Source organism: Pseudomonas sp. KBW05 (assembly GCF_003852405.1).
In the GTDB taxonomy this organism is placed as follows: Bacteria; Pseudomonadota; Gammaproteobacteria; order Pseudomonadales; family Pseudomonadaceae; genus Aquipseudomonas.
In genome coordinates, this window is record NZ_QAJM01000039.1 from 12,182 (window position 1) to 28,129 (window position 15,948).

At 60.4% G+C, this 15,948-nt stretch carries 12 protein-coding genes; 7 read left to right on the forward strand and 5 right to left on the reverse strand.

What is annotated here, in order from left to right:
• Window positions 1-161: 161 nt before the first annotated feature.
• Window positions 162-1,601 (reverse strand): dihydropyrimidinase, encoded by a 1,440-nt coding sequence (gene hydA / locus DBR46_RS26450; protein WP_124528823.1) that lies wholly within the window; start codon window positions 1,599-1,601, stop codon window positions 162-164.
• A 592-nt stretch (window positions 1,602-2,193) separates the two neighbouring features.
• Between hydA and DBR46_RS26455 the strand changes: the two genes are divergently transcribed.
• The 7 genes from DBR46_RS26455 to DBR46_RS26485 all read left to right on the forward strand — a co-directional run bounded on the left by DBR46_RS26455 (window position 2,194) and on the right by DBR46_RS26485 (window position 8,537).
• Complete coding sequence (locus DBR46_RS26455; RefSeq protein WP_124528825.1) at window positions 2,194-3,675, forward strand: NCS1 family nucleobase:cation symporter-1; 1,482 nt, start codon at window positions 2,194-2,196, stop codon at window positions 3,673-3,675.
• A gap of 159 nt (window positions 3,676-3,834) precedes the next feature.
• Window positions 3,835-5,118 (forward strand): Zn-dependent hydrolase, encoded by a 1,284-nt coding sequence (locus tag DBR46_RS26460; protein ID WP_124528827.1) that lies wholly within the window; start codon window positions 3,835-3,837, stop codon window positions 5,116-5,118.
• A 312-nt stretch (window positions 5,119-5,430) separates the two neighbouring features.
• Window positions 5,431-6,066 carry a LysE family translocator gene (locus DBR46_RS26465; RefSeq protein WP_124528829.1) on the forward strand — a complete coding sequence of 212 codons (636 nt, stop codon included), beginning with the start codon at window positions 5,431-5,433 and terminating at the stop codon, window positions 6,064-6,066.
• Window positions 6,067-6,079: 13 nt separating this feature from the next.
• The gene (locus DBR46_RS26470) at window positions 6,080-6,853 is read left to right on the forward strand and encodes a 2OG-Fe dioxygenase family protein (RefSeq protein ID WP_124528831.1); all 774 of its coding nucleotides are present in this window, start codon (window positions 6,080-6,082) and stop codon (window positions 6,851-6,853) included.
• Entirely contained in the window at window positions 6,840-7,787 is a 948-nt protein-coding gene (locus DBR46_RS26475) for a diiron oxygenase (protein WP_124528833.1), read from the forward strand. The genes DBR46_RS26470 and DBR46_RS26475 overlap by 14 nt, the downstream gene beginning before the upstream one ends.
• Entirely contained in the window at window positions 7,774-8,052 is a 279-nt protein-coding gene (locus DBR46_RS26480; RefSeq protein ID WP_124528835.1) for a 2Fe-2S iron-sulfur cluster binding domain-containing protein, read from the forward strand. The genes DBR46_RS26475 and DBR46_RS26480 overlap by 14 nt, the downstream gene beginning before the upstream one ends.
• Window positions 8,049-8,537, forward strand: a complete 489-nt coding sequence (locus DBR46_RS26485; protein WP_124528836.1) for a GNAT family N-acetyltransferase — start codon at window positions 8,049-8,051, stop codon at window positions 8,535-8,537. The genes DBR46_RS26480 and DBR46_RS26485 overlap by 4 nt, the downstream gene beginning before the upstream one ends.
• Window positions 8,538-8,590: 53 nt before the next feature.
• Here DBR46_RS26485 and DBR46_RS26490 read toward each other — a convergent pair whose 3' ends face one another.
• The 4 genes from DBR46_RS26490 to DBR46_RS26505 form a co-directional block, all read right to left on the reverse strand.
• Window positions 8,591-10,018 (reverse strand): PLP-dependent aminotransferase family protein, encoded by a 1,428-nt coding sequence (locus DBR46_RS26490; protein WP_256659399.1) that lies wholly within the window; start codon window positions 10,016-10,018, stop codon window positions 8,591-8,593.
• Window positions 10,019-10,110: 92 nt separating this feature from the next.
• Window positions 10,111-11,526 carry an efflux transporter outer membrane subunit gene (locus DBR46_RS26495; protein ID WP_124528840.1) on the reverse strand — a complete coding sequence of 472 codons (1,416 nt, stop codon included), beginning with the start codon at window positions 11,524-11,526 and terminating at the stop codon, window positions 10,111-10,113.
• Window positions 11,510-12,679 carry an efflux RND transporter periplasmic adaptor subunit gene (locus DBR46_RS26500; protein ID WP_124528842.1) on the reverse strand — a complete coding sequence of 390 codons (1,170 nt, stop codon included), beginning with the start codon at window positions 12,677-12,679 and terminating at the stop codon, window positions 11,510-11,512. Before DBR46_RS26500 ends, DBR46_RS26495 begins: the two co-directional genes overlap by 17 nt.
• Complete coding sequence (locus DBR46_RS26505) at window positions 12,669-15,890, reverse strand: efflux RND transporter permease subunit (protein WP_124528843.1); 3,222 nt, start codon at window positions 15,888-15,890, stop codon at window positions 12,669-12,671. Before DBR46_RS26505 ends, DBR46_RS26500 begins: the two co-directional genes overlap by 11 nt.
• Between the last annotated feature and the right edge of the window lie 58 nt (window positions 15,891-15,948).

Here is a 15,948-nt window from a genome sequence, read left to right on the forward strand (position 1 = left end):
GTGGTGGCCTCACGGTTATTGAGGTGCTGCCTCTGATGGGCATTGGTTTTTGTGTTGCCTGTGCTGGCCTCTTCGCGAGCAAGCCCGCTCCCACATTCGACCCCGTTTTGTCTGGAGGAACGCAGTCGAATGTGGGAGCGGGCTTGCTCGCGAAGGCGGTCTCAGCGGTTCACAGCCGCTGGCTTGGAATACGCAGCCCGCTTGCTCAACTGCTCAAACACCGGCGGATACGCCGGCCGCTCCACATACCGCCCGGCACCGCGTTCGGCGCGCAGGTCGCCATCGGCCCAGACCAGCTTGCCCTGGCTCACGGTGTGGCTTGGCACACCGCGTACGGTCTTGCCTTCGAAGATATTGAAGTCGACATTCTGATGGTGGGTCTTGGCGGAAATCGTCCGCGTCCCCTCGGGATCCCACAGCACCAGGTCGGCATCGGCACCCACGCGGATCGCGCCTTTGCGTGGGTAGAGGTTGAAGATCTTCGCGGTGTTGGTGGAGGTCAGCGCGACGAACTCCTGCATCGACAAACGCCCGGTGTTGACGCCTTCGTCCCACAGCAGCGCCATGCGGTCTTCGATACCGGCGGTGCCGTTGGGGATCTTGCTGAAGTCGTCACGGCCAGCGGCTTTTTGCTCGGCGCAGAAGCAGCAGTGGTCGGTGGCGGTGGTGTGCAGGTTGCCCGATTGCAGGCCGTGCCACAGGGCTTCCTGATGCCCGCGTGGGCGGAACGGCGGGCTCATCACGAAGCCCGCGGCGGTCTGCCAGTCGGGGTGGCGATAGACGCTGTCGTCCAGCAGCAGGTGGCCGGCAAGGACTTCGCCATACACCGGCTGGCCCTTGCTGCGGGCGTAGGTGATTTCGTCCAGCGCCTCCTTGGTCGATACGTGCACCAGGTACAGCGGTGTGCCGATGGTTTCGGCGATGCGAATGGCCCGGCTCGCCGCTTCGCCTTCCACCTGGGATGGCCGCGACAGCGGGTGCGCTTCCGGTCCGGTGATGCCCTGGGCCATGAGCTTGCGTTGCAGGTGGTACACCAGCTCGCCGTTTTCCGCGTGCACGGTGGGCACCGCGCCCAGTTCCAGGCAGCGCTCGAAGCTGGCGACCAGGGTGTCGTCGGCCGCCATGATCGCGTTCTTGTAGGCCATGAAGTGTTTGAAGCTGTTGATGCCGTGGTGGCTGACCAGCTCGGCCATTTCTTCGCGCACTTGCTCGCTCCACCAGGTGATCGCCACGTGGAAGCCGTAGTCGGCGGCGGATTTTTCCGCCCAGCCGCGCCACTGGTGAAAAGCTTCCAGCAAGGACTGCTGCGGGTTGGGAATCACAAAGTCGATGATTGACGTGGTGCCCCCCGCCAGACCCGCCGCCGTGCCACTGAAAAAGTCTTCACTGGCCACGGTGCCCATGAAGGGCAGTTGCATATGGGTGTGGGGGTCGATGCCGCCGGGCATCAAGTATTGGCCGCTGCCGTCGAGTATTTCAGTGCCGGCGGGAATATCCAGGTCCGTGCCAATGGCGCGGATTAGACCGCCTGCACATAAAACATCGGCGCGGTAACTTTCATCATGGGTAATAACGGTGGCGCCACGGATCAACAGCGACATGTCGAGTTCCTCACAGGCTTGACCGGCTTGTGCCAGTTCTAAGTGTTGTATTGCTGCTTGCCGATGGGCGGGTTAATTCCTGTCATCGGTGACAGGAATAGAAACTAGCCCGAGTTTTTCGATTGGGCAAGCAGATTTTTTATAAGCTTATATTGTTGTTAACTTGTTGATTTTTAATGATTAAAAACACAAATCACCAAAATGAAGCGCACGTTCACCGTTTTGACGCACTTGACAGGTTCTTAAATTGAGCAACATTTCTTATTGCAAATCAGACGCTTGAGATATGCCGCTTGACGGCGATGGGAAATAAAAATAATTGTGTTGCACCAGATTGAGTCCTGACAATTCGGGCAACTTCCACGTTGTTTAGCCTGAGTAACGTGGCAAGTACCGAGGGAACAATCGGAAAGCTGATTAACATCAGCCAGTTATATAAGCGGTAGGGGTATGGCGACGGCTGTCGGCACGATTATTGAGTGCAGTGGCGGCTGGCCGGACCCGTGATGTCATGTTGTTTACGAGGTACTCCGGCCATCCAGCGCCAAGCGTTGGATGAGCAACAATAATTCGAAAAAACCGTGGAGCGGCCATGCAACAGAACAGATCGCAAGTCATTGAACGCAACGGCCTGTACGAACTCGACGCCGGCCCCGACGTCCTCGACAGCCCCCGCTACAACCACGACATGGCACCGACCAAGGTGCATGAACGAACCTGGAACAAGTGGCACATCACCGCGCTGTGGGTCGGTATGTCGATCTGCGTGCCCACCTATACGCTGGGCGGGGTGCTCACCGCGTACTTCGGCTTGTCGGTGGGGGAGGCGCTGATGGCCATTCTGCTGGCCAATATCGTGGTGTTGATCCCGCTGACCCTTAACGCGTTTCCCGGGACCAAGTACGGCATTCCGTTTCCGGTGCTGTTGCGTTCGTCGTTCGGCATTCTCGGTTCCAACGTGCCGTGCCTGATTCGTGCGCTGGTGGCGTGCGGCTGGTTTGGTATCCAGACGATGTTTGGCGGGCTGGCTATTCACTTGTTTCTGGGCTCGATTTTCGAGGGCTGGAAGTCCCTTGGTGGCACCGGTGAAGTGATTGGCTTCATGATTTTCTGGTGCCTGAATTTGTGGGTGGTGCTGCGTGGCGCCGAGTCGATCAAGCGCCTGGAAACCCTGTCGGCGCCGCTGCTGGTGGCGGTGGGGATTGGTCTGCTGGTGTGGGCGATGCCGAACGTGTCCCTCAGCGAGTTGATGGCGATCCCGCCAAAACGCCCGGAGGGGGCGAGCCTCACCGGTTACTTCATGGCCGGCCTGACTGCGATGGTGGGGTTCTGGGCCACCTTGTCGCTGAATATTCCCGACTTCAGCCGCTACGCGAAAAGCCAGAAGGACCAGATCCTCGGGCAGATTTTCGGCCTGCCGCTGACCATGTTCCTGTTCGCTGCACTGGGCGTGATCATGACGGCCGCGTCGGTGAAACTGGTGGGGGTGAGCGTGTCCGACCCGGTGACCTTGATCGGGCATATCCAGAGCCCGGTGTGGGTGGCCATTGCGATGCTGTTGATCATCATCGCCACCTTGTCCACCAACACGGCGGCGAACATTGTCTCGCCGACCAATGACTTCCAGAACATCGCGCCGAAGCTGATCAACCGCACCACGGCGGTGATCCTCACCGGGTTGGTGGGGCTGGTGCTGATGGGGCATGAGTTGCTGAAAAAGCTTGGTTTGATCGTTTCCGATGTGAGCCTGGAGACCGTCTATTCCAACTGGTTGCTCGGTTACTCCAGCCTGCTGGGGCCGATTGCCGGGATCATGGTGGTGGACTATTTCATCACCCGCAAACAACAACTGGACCTGGCCGGCCTGTACCGCGATGACGTGTACCCGGCGTGGAACTGGAGCGGGTTTATCGCCTTTGGCGTGCCGGTGGTGCTGACGTTGTTGTCCCTGGGCAGTGATGCGTTCAGCTGGTTCTACAGCTATGGCTGGTTTACCGGTTCGGCGTTGGGTGGGGTGTTGTATTACGCCCTTAACGCCAAGCGCAGAGTCAGCCCAGTCGCGGTTAAAAGTTGAATTGCAATCCAACTGTGGGAGCGGGCTTGCTCGCGAAGGCGGTGTATCAGTCACCGAAAATGTTGCCTGAAAGACCGCATTCGCGAGCAAGCCCGCTCCCACAGTTTTGACCGAGTTCCGCCAGTTGAAACCATAAAAATATAGCCTGAGGAGATCCCCATGAACGCTGCCCTCGACGTTCTGCAATCCACCCATCAGCACATCAATCGCGACCGTTTGTGGCAGTCCCTGATGGACCTCGCCAAACTCGGCGCCACACCCAAGGGCGGTGTGTGCCGCCTGGCCCTCACCGACCTCGACCGCCAGGCCCGCGACCTGTTCGTGCAGTGGTGCGAAGCCGCCGGTTGCACCGTGACCATCGACGGCATCGGCAACATCTTCGCCCGCCGCCCCGGGCGCAACCCCGACCTGCCACCGGTGATGACCGGCAGCCATATCGACACCCAACCCACGGGCGGAAAATTTGACGGCTGCTTTGGCGTGCTTGCCGGTGTGGAAGTGCTGCGCACCCTCAACGACCTCCAGCTGGAAACCGAGGCGCCGCTGGAAGTGGTGGTATGGACCAACGAAGAAGGCTCGCGCTTTCCGCCGTGCATGATGGGTTCGGGGGTGTTTGCCGAGAAATTCAGCCTGGCGGATACCCTGGCCAAGGTCGATGCCGATGGCGTCTCGGTAGGCGATGCGTTGAACGCGATTGGCTACGCCGGTACACGGGCGGAGAGCGGGCACAAGGTCGGCGCGTATTTTGAAGCGCATATCGAACAGGGGCCGATTCTTGAGGACGAGAAAAAGACCATCGGCGTGGTATTGGGCGCACTGGGCCAGAAGTGGTTTGACCTGAAACTGCGCGGCGTCGAAGCCCACGCGGGGCCGACGCCGATGCACCTGCGCAAGGATGCCCTGGTGGGCGCAGCCGCCGTGGTGGCGGCCGTGAATGCGGCGGCGCTGGGGCATCAGCCCCATGCGTGTGGCACGGTGGGCTGCCTGCAAGCCTATCCTGGCTCGCGTAATGTAATCCCCGGTGAGGTGCGCATGACCCTGGATTTCCGTCACCTGGAGCCGGCGCGGTTGGATTCGATGATTGCCCAGGTGCGCAAGGTGATCGATGAGACCTGCGCCAAGCATGGCTTGAGCTTTGAAATGGAGCCAACGGCGGACTTCCCGCCGCTGTACTTTGACAAAGGCTGTGTGGACGCCGTGCGCGATGCAGCGAACGGCCTGGGCCTGTCGAACATGGACATTGTCAGCGGGGCAGGGCACGACGCGATCTTCGTCGCCGAGTTGGGCCCGGCGGGGATGATCTTTGTGCCGTGTGAAGGGGGCATCAGCCATAACGAAATCGAAAACGCCGCGCCGGATGATCTGGCGGCGGGCTGTGCGGTGTTGTTGCGCGCGATGGTCGCCGCCTCTGCCGCGATAGCGGGGCGCCAGATGGCTGCCTGACACGGTTTTTCTTCACTCACGGAGGCGCCACCTGGGCGCGTCCGCGCACACACAGAACCGGCGCCTAGCGCCGGTTTTTGCGTCTTTCCCCTTCTGAAAAATATCGCCTGCCTGCTCTGGTACAGATGCTGGAGAAAACCACCATACAGATGGCCGGGCGTTCAACTGTGCATCAAAGAAGTGGTTTTTCTGGATCTTAATTAAGTGCCAAGTAGCGTTAACAATAGCTTATTCGTTGAGTTGCGTTGGGCACGTCTTAATGCAAGTACCGGAAAACCTATTCGTCCAGTTGTATGTGTCCGGGGTTTAATAATGACTATCTATGCGTGGTTGTCGTTCATTCTGATTACGATGGTGCAGGCCGGTTCGCCAGGGCCGTCAACGGTATTTTTGGTGAATAACTCAATCAAGTATGGGCCACTGAAAGCGATTGGCGTATTGACCGGGGATGTATTTGCCATCTTGATCATGGGCTTGATCTCGTCACTGGGTATTGCCACTTTTTTTGCAGAACATCCGTCGATGTTTAATGCCTTGAAACTGGCCGGTGCGGCCTATCTTGTTTATCTGGGGGTGGGTGCGTTCAAGAAAAGCCGCGCGATCATGACTGCTGCAAGTCCTGATGCACCGGTTGTCAGGGCGCCCGCCTTGACGCGCCAGTGGGCCCAGTCCTTTTTGATCGGTATCAGTAATCCAAAGGCGCTGGTGTACTTTACCGCGCTGCTGCCGCAGTTCGAAAAAAGTGGCACGCCCGATCTTCAGTTCTTTGCGTTTCTTGTGGTTATCAGCGCACTGATAAAGTTTTCGATTCTTTCCTGTTACGCCGTAGTGGCTACCAGGATCGCGTCGAAGTTGACGTCGCCCTCCGCCAGTAGAATCGGTTCCAAAGTAGTCGCTGTGTTCTTCGTATTTTTTGGTGCGGCATTAGGGTTCTCTACCATCCATTGAAGGATATCAATCTATGAAGTATGAAGGCTCTGCAGCCCGTTCATTGTCCACTGTGCAAAGCACCTCTGATCTGATCGAGCAGCAACTCAGGCACAGCGGGTATTGGGTGGGCAACTATTTCAACTACTTCGTGACGCTGGCCCATCGTTCCGCTGACTGGAGAGCGTTCCTGCAGACGTGGGACAGCTTGCCGCCGGATGAGTTTATGGCGGACGGCGGCAAATACCGTCGGCGGCGCTTTACCGAACTTCGCTACAGTGTGCTTAACGATGAAATCGGCATACTTCCGCATCGGCCGTTCTTTCAGGACAAGTACACGAATACCTTGAATGGCGGCGTGGATCGATACTTTGAACCGATCACCCCCTACATTGCGACGCACCCGTTCATAAAACGCATGATTCGCGATTATGTGGCGATCTTTACCCGCTATAAGGATGTGGCGGTGTGGCAGGTCTATTTGCACCAAGTGAGAATTACATCGTCGCGCGGTGTTGCCGGTTTCCCGACACCGGAAGGTATACATAAGGACGGTGTTACGTTTTCCAGTTTGTTTTGCGTCAACCGCACGGACAATTGCACCGGTGCAGAAAATTCCATCTATGACAACGACAAGGCCTTGCTCGAAAGTTTTACCCTCCAGCGCTATGGCGACCTGGTGATCTTTGATGATTCCAAGGTTTATCACAGCGTCAGTCAAATGAACACGGCAGACGACGGTATCGCGTCGCGAGATATGTTGTTTTTGGAATTCACGGCGCAAGGGGCTGAGCATGTCGCGTCATAGTGGAATGGATATTGAAACCCGCGATTATTCACGGGAAGTGATTGAGCGCATCAGCCAAAGTTGGTCGTTTGACGCCGAAGTCATGCGCTTTAAAGGTATTACCAGTCTTGCGTTTGATATGCATGCGCCAGACTTTCTGGAGGCGATGGTGCCTTTCTCGTCGTTCGACGCGTGGCGCGCCCTGGAACCTCAAGATAAGAACGACTTGCTCTCTGCCGGGTGGATTATCTATCAGAGCAACACCATCTTTATTGAAACTGATTTAGTCACGCCGGCCTGTATCGAAGTCATTCGTTCGCGGCAAGACAACAGTGTCGGCCCCGAGATGGCACGCTCAATGGCGGAGGCGATGACTGACGAGGGCTATCACACGCTGCTGGCAGTGCTCACCTGTGATGAGGTGCGGGCCAACCGGCAACTTGCGTTGTTTCCTGCGGACTTTCACTTGGTGAATGTCATGAATGCCTATATCCATGGGCTCGATAGCGAATGGAAGCGGCGCATTGCGCGTATCGCTACGGCCTGTTGCACAGAGAACCACATCACCGATTACCTGGACCTGCTGGCGAACGCGACGTCGATCCAGCCGATGTTTCTCGCGGCGGTCAATGCCCATGCCAAGGATGAGTGGAGCCATGGCTCACAGTTTGCGGTGTTGGCGCGGGATGTCTATTGGCAGCTCTCTAAAGATGGAAAGCAGGTGTTCAAGGAAACCGTCGAACTGGTCGCGAAGAACTTCTTCCGGGCCGATCTCAATGCCTGGATCACGGTGATCGATCAACTCGCGCGACCCTCACTCGATGGCGTGCGGGCGGCAGTGGTAGACAACGCAGTAGAGCTGCAGCGCGGGGTCGAGTTCACGAACAACAATCGCGGCTTGATGAAACTCTACGACAGCCTGGAATGGGAATGGACCAACGATGACCGCCAATAATTTCACGCTCGCGTGCGCAGGGCAGCGTGAGCCCATCGCCAGCGACGTTTTTTCCCTGGTCAACGCCTGTGAAAAAATCGGCCTGGTGCGTACCCGTTGCCGGCAGGGGCGGTGCGGTGCATGTCAGGTGAAGTTTGTCTCTGGTGAGTACAGCGAGTGGGCACCCATGCTTGCGCTCACGGAAAAGGAAAGAGGGCACAACGCAATCTTGCCCTGTGTGCTGGTGCCGCTCTCGGACATTGAAGTTGAGGCTTGGTACCCATGAGCGAGATGATTTACGTAAAAAAACAAAACTTCGTGATTCGCAGCGCAAGACTCGAAGACGCTATCGCCATCCGGAAAATGGTATTCAAGACCTTCGTGGAGTACGGCATCGCGGCAGACCCTGACGATGATGACCGCGACATCATGTGCTTTGGTGTACCCAAGGCGAATGTCGTGGAGCTGGTCACGGTGTTTGGTGATGTGCCGGTGGGGTCCGCCATCCTCACGGGGGGCGACGATGGCCGGGTGAAGCTCACCAAGTACTACCTGGACAAGGACTACCGTGGTTTCGGTGCCGGTGTGGCGATGCTCCAGGCGGCGGTCTCGACGGCACGGCAACTGGGGTACAACGAGATTTTCCTGAAAACCCGGGCACGCTACAAAGAGGCGGTTCAGTTGTACGAGTCAACCGGTTGGGTGAGGGGGGCGGACCAGCCAGGCCCTGGTCCGGAACGCGTCTACGCCATTCGTTTTTCTGAAGACTGACACCGATGCGCTGAGGCAGGCAGGCCGTCACCGGCCTGTTTGTCGTTGAGGCACTAGCGCAGCATGTTGGAAACGCTCAGGTCCAGCACCCGTTTGCCGATCATCTTGATCGCTTCCTCCACCCGCTCATCAAGCGCGCCGCCATAGTTGATGCGGATGCAGTTTTCATACTTGCCGGAAGAGGAGAATATTTTCCCGGTGGCAATTTGTATGTTGTGTTGCATCAGGTAGTCGCTGAGCTCATAGGCCGACACGCCGTCCGGGAGCTCCATCCACAAGAAATACCCGCCCTGGGGCCGGCTGATCCGAATGCTCGGGTTGAAGTATTTGGAGATCCAACTGGTCATCAACTCGCGGTTGGCCTTGTAGTTGGCGCGCATGCGCCGCAGATGGATCTGGTACAAGCCCTTGCCCATGAACTCGGCAATGGCGCGTTGGTTCGCGGTGGCCGTGGCGCCGGAGCTGGTGTATTTGATATGCAGCACTTTGTCGTAGATTTTCCCGGGCACGACCCAGCCTACCCGCAGCCCGGGCGCGAGTGTTTTTGAGAACGACCCACACAGGATGATCTTGCCCTCGGTGTCCAGGGACTTGATGGTTTTGGGGCGCGGGTACGGGTACGTGAGGTCGCCGTAGGTGTCATCTTCGATGATAAAAAAGCCGAAGGTCCTGGACAGTTCTACCAGGGTTTCCTTGCGTTCATCCGGCATCACATAACCCAGCGGGTTGTTGCAGTTCGGGTTGACCAGCACCGCGCGGATCGGCCAGCGCTGCGCGATCAGTTCCAGTGATTCCAGGCAGATGCCCGTCAGCGGGTGAGTGGGCACTTCAATGACTTTGATGCCGCAGACTTTGAGGGTCTGTATCGCCCCGTGAAAGCTCGGTGACTCGACGACAACAATATCCCCCTGGCTGCAAATGGCCCGTATGGAGCACATCAGGGCTTCCTGGCAGCCGGTGGTGATGATGATTTCTTCGGGGTCGACCAGGCAGCCGGAGTCGATAATCAAGCGGCTGACTTGCGTCCTTAGTTCCAGGTTGCCTTTGATGTTTTCATAGTTGAGCCCGTCCTTTTGCCAGCGTTTGGCTTCGTGGCTCAGGCTTTTCATCAGGGGCTTCAAGGTCGGTGTGTCAACGTGGGGCATGCCTCTGCCCAGTTGCAGCACCCGTTCGTCCGGGGTGCTGGTGGTCACCTTGTAGATTTCATCCCACTCGAGGATATCGAGGGGGTTTTTTTCGATTGCGCGCATGGTGGGCAATAGGTGCAGGTTCTGCCGGCGGGTGACGAAGTGGCCGGACTTGGGCGCGGGTGATGCCAGGCCTTCTTCTTCCAGCAAGCGATACGCCTGTTGCACGGTGCCCAGGCTGACGCCGTGTTCTGCGCTCAACATGCGCACAGAGGGAAGGCGTTGCCCCGCCTGGTACATGCCCATTTCTATTCTGCTGCGCAGTAAACGGGCCAACTCTGAATACTTTGCCACTGATCCCTCACCGCTAACCTGTCCTGTGCGTAGTGGCATAGTCCTCCACCGCCCCGGTGGGTGGCAAGGGCGACGGCGGTGAGGGCGTGTCGTCAGTCTCGTTGCCAGCCACCTCCCAGCGCGGCCACTAAGCCGACACTCGCCTGCAACTGCCGCGTCTGCACGGCCTGCAAGGTCCGTTGCGCCTGCAGGGCGGCGGTCTGCGCCGTCACCACGTCCAGGTAACTCACAGCGCCCGCCTGGTAGCTGTTCATCGCCAAGGTCTGGGTGTGCTGCGCCGCATCTGCCGCCGCCTGTTCATCCTCGGCTTGCTGCTGCAAGTCGCGCAGTTGGGCGAGGTTGTCCTCTACTTCGCGCACGGCTTTCAGTACATGGCTGCGGTACTGCGCCGAGGCTTCTTCGAATTCGGCCTTGGCCTGGCGTTCATTGGCGCTCAAGCGTCCGCCATCGAAGATGGGCAGGTTGACCAGCGGCCCCAGCGCCCAATAGCGGTTACTCGCCGACAGCAGGTTGCCGACGCCTTGCGTCTGCCCGCCGATCAACCCGGTCAAGCTGAAGTCCGGGTACCACGCCGCCTTGGCCACGCCGATGTTGGCGTTGGCCGCAAACACGCGCCGCTCTGCTGCTGCAATGTCCGGGCGACGTTGCAGCAGGTGGCTCGGCAGCTGCGCAGGAATGCCCGGTAGTGCGAGCAGCTGCGCACTCGGCGCCAGGCTGAAGGTGCTGGCCGCCACGCCCACCAGTTCGCCAATCGCATGTTCGCTCAGGTTGCGTTGCCCGCGCACGTCATCCCATTGCGCCTTGGCTTCAGCCAGCTGGTTTTGCGCGCGGGTGAGGTCCAGTTCGGAGGCGATCTGGCCCTCGTAGCGGCTGCGCGTCAGTTGCAGCGCCTGGCGATAATCCTCCAGTGAACCCTCGAGAATCCGCGCCTGCGCATCCAGCCCGTTGAGCTGCACATACAAGCTCGCCAATTGCTGTTGCAAGCTCAAGCGCGCCACCGCCAAGTCGTCGCCGGCCGCTTGCGCCTGGGCATCGCCCGCCGCGACCTGGTTGCGGATTTTGCCCCACAGGTCCAGGTCGTAGCTCAGGGAAAACCCTGCGGTGTTGCTGTTGTAGACCGACGGTTGCGTGGTGCCGCGCAGGGGCCGCGAGTCCGATTGGCGTTGGCGCAGCGGCTGCGCACTGGCATTGATTTGCGGGAACAACCCGGCATGCAGTTGGCTGGCATACGCCTGGGATGCGTCGAAGTGCGCCAGCGCCGCGGCCAGGTCCGGGTTGGCCTTGAGCAGTTGCTGTTGCAGTCCACTCAGGCGCGGGTCGTTGTAGAGCGTCCACCATTCGGGCGCCAGTTGATCGGACGGTTGCGCGCTGTGCCACGGGCCGTCGCTGGTCTGTTCGCGATAGCCAGCGGGCAGGTCAACGCTGGGTACCTGGTAGGTGGGTGCCATGGAGCACCCTTGCAGGGCCAGCAATATCAGGGCCGCGAAGGGTTTAAGCCTTGGGCGCATGGGCACCTCCCGAGGCGTCGGCCAACTGCACCGGGTCACCTTCGCGCAGGGCGTCGGGCGGGTTGTCGATCACGCGGTCGGCGGGCTTGAGGCCCTGGTCGATCACCAGGCGTTCGCCGAGGTCGAGGCCGATATGGATGCTTTGCAGGTGCACGTGGTTATGCCCGTCGAGCACGGCGACTTGCGTGCCCTGGGCACGGAAGATCAGGGCGCTGGCGGGGATGCTGACGCCATGGGTGTCGGCTGGAATCGGCAAGGTCGCTTCGGCGTAATCACCGGGCAACAATTCGCCTTTGGGGTTGTCGGCGACGAACTGCGCGAGCAGGGTGCCGGAGCGCCGGTCGATGGCGGTGGAGTCGCCGATCAGGCGGGCCTTGAAGTGTTCACCAGGATGTTCGGGCACGGTCAGCTCGGCTTCCAGGCCCGGGTGGATGACGGCCGCGTAGTTTTGCGGCACCGGCACGTACAGGCGCAACTGGTGGGTATCGGCGAGGTTGAACAGCTCCGGGTCGCTGTCGGTGTCAGCCTTTATCAACTGGCCGATATCGGTGTTGCGCGCGGTGATGGTGCCGGCGAACGGGGCGCGGATCGTCTTGTAGCCGGCCAGCGCCGACAAGCGCGCATAGTCGGCAGCGGCGGCTTCGGCGTTGGCTTTTGCGGCGGCGGCGTTGGAGGTTTTTTCATCGGCCTCCTGGCGTGACACCGAGTGGCTGGCCAACAGGTTTTGCCAGCGCGTTGCGGTGGTTTCGGCCAGGCGTGCGTTGGCCTGTTCCTGAATCAGCCGGGCGTGGGTTTGCGCCAGTTGCTGGTCGAGGTCCGGGCTGTCGATGTCGGCGAGGATTTGCCCGGCTTTGACTTGGGTGCCGATGTCGGCTTTCCAGTCTTTCAAGTAGCCGCTGACCCGTGCATGGATCGGCGCCTTGCTCCAGGCTTCCAGGTGCGCGGGCAAGCGCAGGGTATCGCCGGCGGCGTTCTGTTGCGGTTGGAACACCAGCACGTGCGGGATGGCGGCGGTTTCCGTCCAAGCGGTGACGGATTGTTCATGCAATGTGCGGGCATGCAGGCCGTTGGCGACCAGCAGGGCGGCCAGGGTCAGGCCGCCGACACCCAGGAGCATCAGACGCTTGCGCGAGGGTTTGTGATCAGACGACATGTGGGGTTTCTCCGGCAACTGCGCGAGTAGGGTGACGGCCGTGGACCAGGCTGAAGACCACGGGGACAAACAACAGGGTGGCGACGGTGGCGAAGATCAAGCCACCGATTACCGCCCGGCCGAGAGGCGCGTTTTGTTCTTCGGAAAGGGCCAGCGGCAACATGCCGATGATCATCGCCAGGGCGGTCATGCACACCGGACGGAAGCGCGTGTAGCCGGCTTCCATTGCGGCCTTGAGTGCATCGCCATGCTCGGCCAGGCGTTCACGGCAGAAGCTCACCACCAGGATCGAGTTGGCGGTGGCCACGCCCATGCATAGGATGGCGCCGGTGAGCGCCGGCACCGACAGCGAGGTGCCGCTGAGGAAGAGCATCCACACGATGCCCGCGAGTGCGGCCGGCAGGGCGGTGATGATCACGAACGGGTCGGCCCACGACTGGAAGTTGACCACGATCAGCAGGTAGATCAGCACCACGGCGCCGAGCAGGCCCAGGCTCAAGCCACTGAAGGCTTCATGCAAGGCGTCGATCTGCCCATGCAGGCTGATGGTCGCGCCTTTGGGGCGCATGGCGGCGGTGTCATCCAGCACTTTTTGCACGTCGCGCGCTACGCCACCGAGGTCGCGGCCTTGCACGTTGGCGTACAGGTCCAGGGTCGGCTCGATGTTGTAGTGGGTCACCACCGCTGGGCTTTGCACCCGGGAAATACTCGCCACGCCGCCGAGGATCTGCGACTGGCCGTCGGCGCCGGTCACCGGCAGGGCTTCCAGCGACGGCAGGCTGTCGAGGCGGTATTGCGGGGTCGCCGCGACGATGGAGTACGACACGCCGTTGGCCGGGTTGAGCCAGAAGGTCGGCGCCGTCTGCGAACTGCCGGCCAGGGATGCAACCATGCTGTTGGTCACGTCGCGTTCGGTGATGCCCAGGCCGTTGGCGCGCAGGCGGTCGACATTGACTTGCAGCGACGGGTAGCCGGTGGACTGCTGGATGCGCAGGTCGGCGATGCCGGGGACGTGTTGCAGGCGACGTTCCAGCTCCACGGCATAGGCACGGTTTTCTGCATCGTTGCGCCCGGAGATTTTCACGTCCAGCGGGGCCGGGGCGCCGAAGTTGAGGATCTGGCTGCTGATGTCTGCGGGCAGGAACGCGAAGTGACTGCCGGGGAAACTGTGCGGCAGCGCTTCACGCAGTTTTTTCACGTAGTCGGCGGTGGGCGCGTGGTCCTTTTTCAGGGTGACCTGGATGTCGCCATCCTGCGGGCCAATGGTGCCGCTGCTGCTGTAGGCCATGTCGATGCCGCTGAGGGGAATGCCGATGTTATCGACGATGGTGTCGAGTTCAGCGCTGGGGATCACTTCACGAATCCGCGCTTCGATGCGGTCGAAGGCGGCGGCGCTTTCTTCGATGCGCGTGCCCAAGGGCAAACGCACGTGAAGGGCCAGGGCGCCGGCGTCGGTGGCGGGGAAAAAATCCTGGCCCAGGCTCGGCAGCAACAGGAACGACGCGAGCACGCAGGCGAGGAAACCGACGATAAAGCGCTTGCGCTTGCCCAGCGCCAACAGCAGCAGGCCGTGGTAGGTGTCGCGGATATTCGAGAAATGGCGCTCGAAACCCTGCTGGAAATTCAGCACCGCTTGCAGCGCGGCATGCCGCGGTTTGGCGTGCTGCTCGCCCTCGTGGTGGTTGATGAATTCATCTTCCGGGTGATGCCCGGCGCCTTGCTCCGGCGTGTGCGGCTTGAGCAGGAACATCGCCAGCGTCGGCACCAGGGTGCGCGAGAGGATGAACGAACTGGCCATGGCAAAGATCACCGCCAGTGCCATGGGGCGGAACAGGTAACCGGCAATGCCTTGCAGCATGAACATCGGCACGAAGACGATGCAGATGCACAGCAGCGAGACGAACGCCGGGCCGACAATTTGTGCGGCGCCGTCGAGGATTGCGGCTTTTACCGACTTGCCTTGTTCCAGGTGCCAGTTGATGTTTTCGATGGTCACGGTGGCGTCGTCCACCAAGATCCCCACCGCCAGCGCCAGCCCGCCGAGGGTCATCACGTTGAGGGTTTGCCCGCTGACGGCGAGCAGTGCGATGGCCGACAGCACGGCCAGGGGAATCGACGCGGCGATAATCAGCGTCGAACGCCAACTGCCGAGGAACAGCAGGATCATCGCACTGGTCAGCAGGGCGGCGATGATGCCTTCCTGGGCCACGCTGCCCACCGATTGCTTGACGAACACCGAGGCGTCGCCCAGCAGCGAGGTCTTCAGGGACGGCGGCAGGGTCTCGTCGATGCGCGGCAGCATCTGGCGGATGCCGTCGATGATCGACAGGGTGGAGATGCTGCCGTTTTTCAGCGCCGGCATCAGCACGGCGCGGTGGCCGTCGACGCGCACGATGTTGGTTTGCGGCGGTGAGCCGTCACGCACATGGGCTACTTGGCCGATGGTGATCAGCGCGCCATCCACGGTCTTGATCGGCAGGTCGTTGAGCTCATCAATCGCCTTGGGGCTGTTGTTGAGCAGGATCGTGTATTCGTTGGGGCCGAGTTTGGCGGTGCCCACCGGGATGATCTGGTTTTGCAGGGCCAGGGCGTTGCCCACGTCCTGGGCCGACAAGCCTTTGGCGGCGAGCGCCTGCGGGTCGAGGTCGAGGGTGATCTGGCGCTGCTTGCCGCCCATGGGCGTGGGCATGGCCAGGCCGGGCAGGGCGCTTAACGGCAGGCGGATATTGTTCTGCACCAGGTCGCGGATCTTCGCTTCCGACAGGCTCGGGCTGGAGAACGCCAGTTGCAGGATCGGCACCGTGGAGGCGCTGTAGTTTAGGATCAGCGGCGGTGTGATACCCGGCGGCATTTGCTTGAGCACGGTTTGTGACACGGCCGTCACTTGGGCGTTGGCGGTGCGGATGTCCACGCCGGGCTGGAAGAAGATTTTGACGATGCCCATGCCAGGCAGCGATTGCGATTCGATATGTTCGATGTCGTTGACGGTGGTGCTCAGGGAGCGTTCATAGGTGTAGATCACCCGCCCGGCCATGGCATCCGGCGACAAGCCGTTGTACTGCCAGACCACGGCGACCACGGGGATGCCGATATCGGGGAAGACATCCGTGGGGGTTCGCAGGGCCGCCATCGGCCCGATGATGCAGATGAATATAGCCAACACGATAAACGTGTACGGCTTGTGCAGTGCGGTCTTTACCAGCCCGAGCATGCGTGAACCTCCATTGGAGCAGGATTGCAAACCCCGGCAGTCTTGCCCGACCCACCTA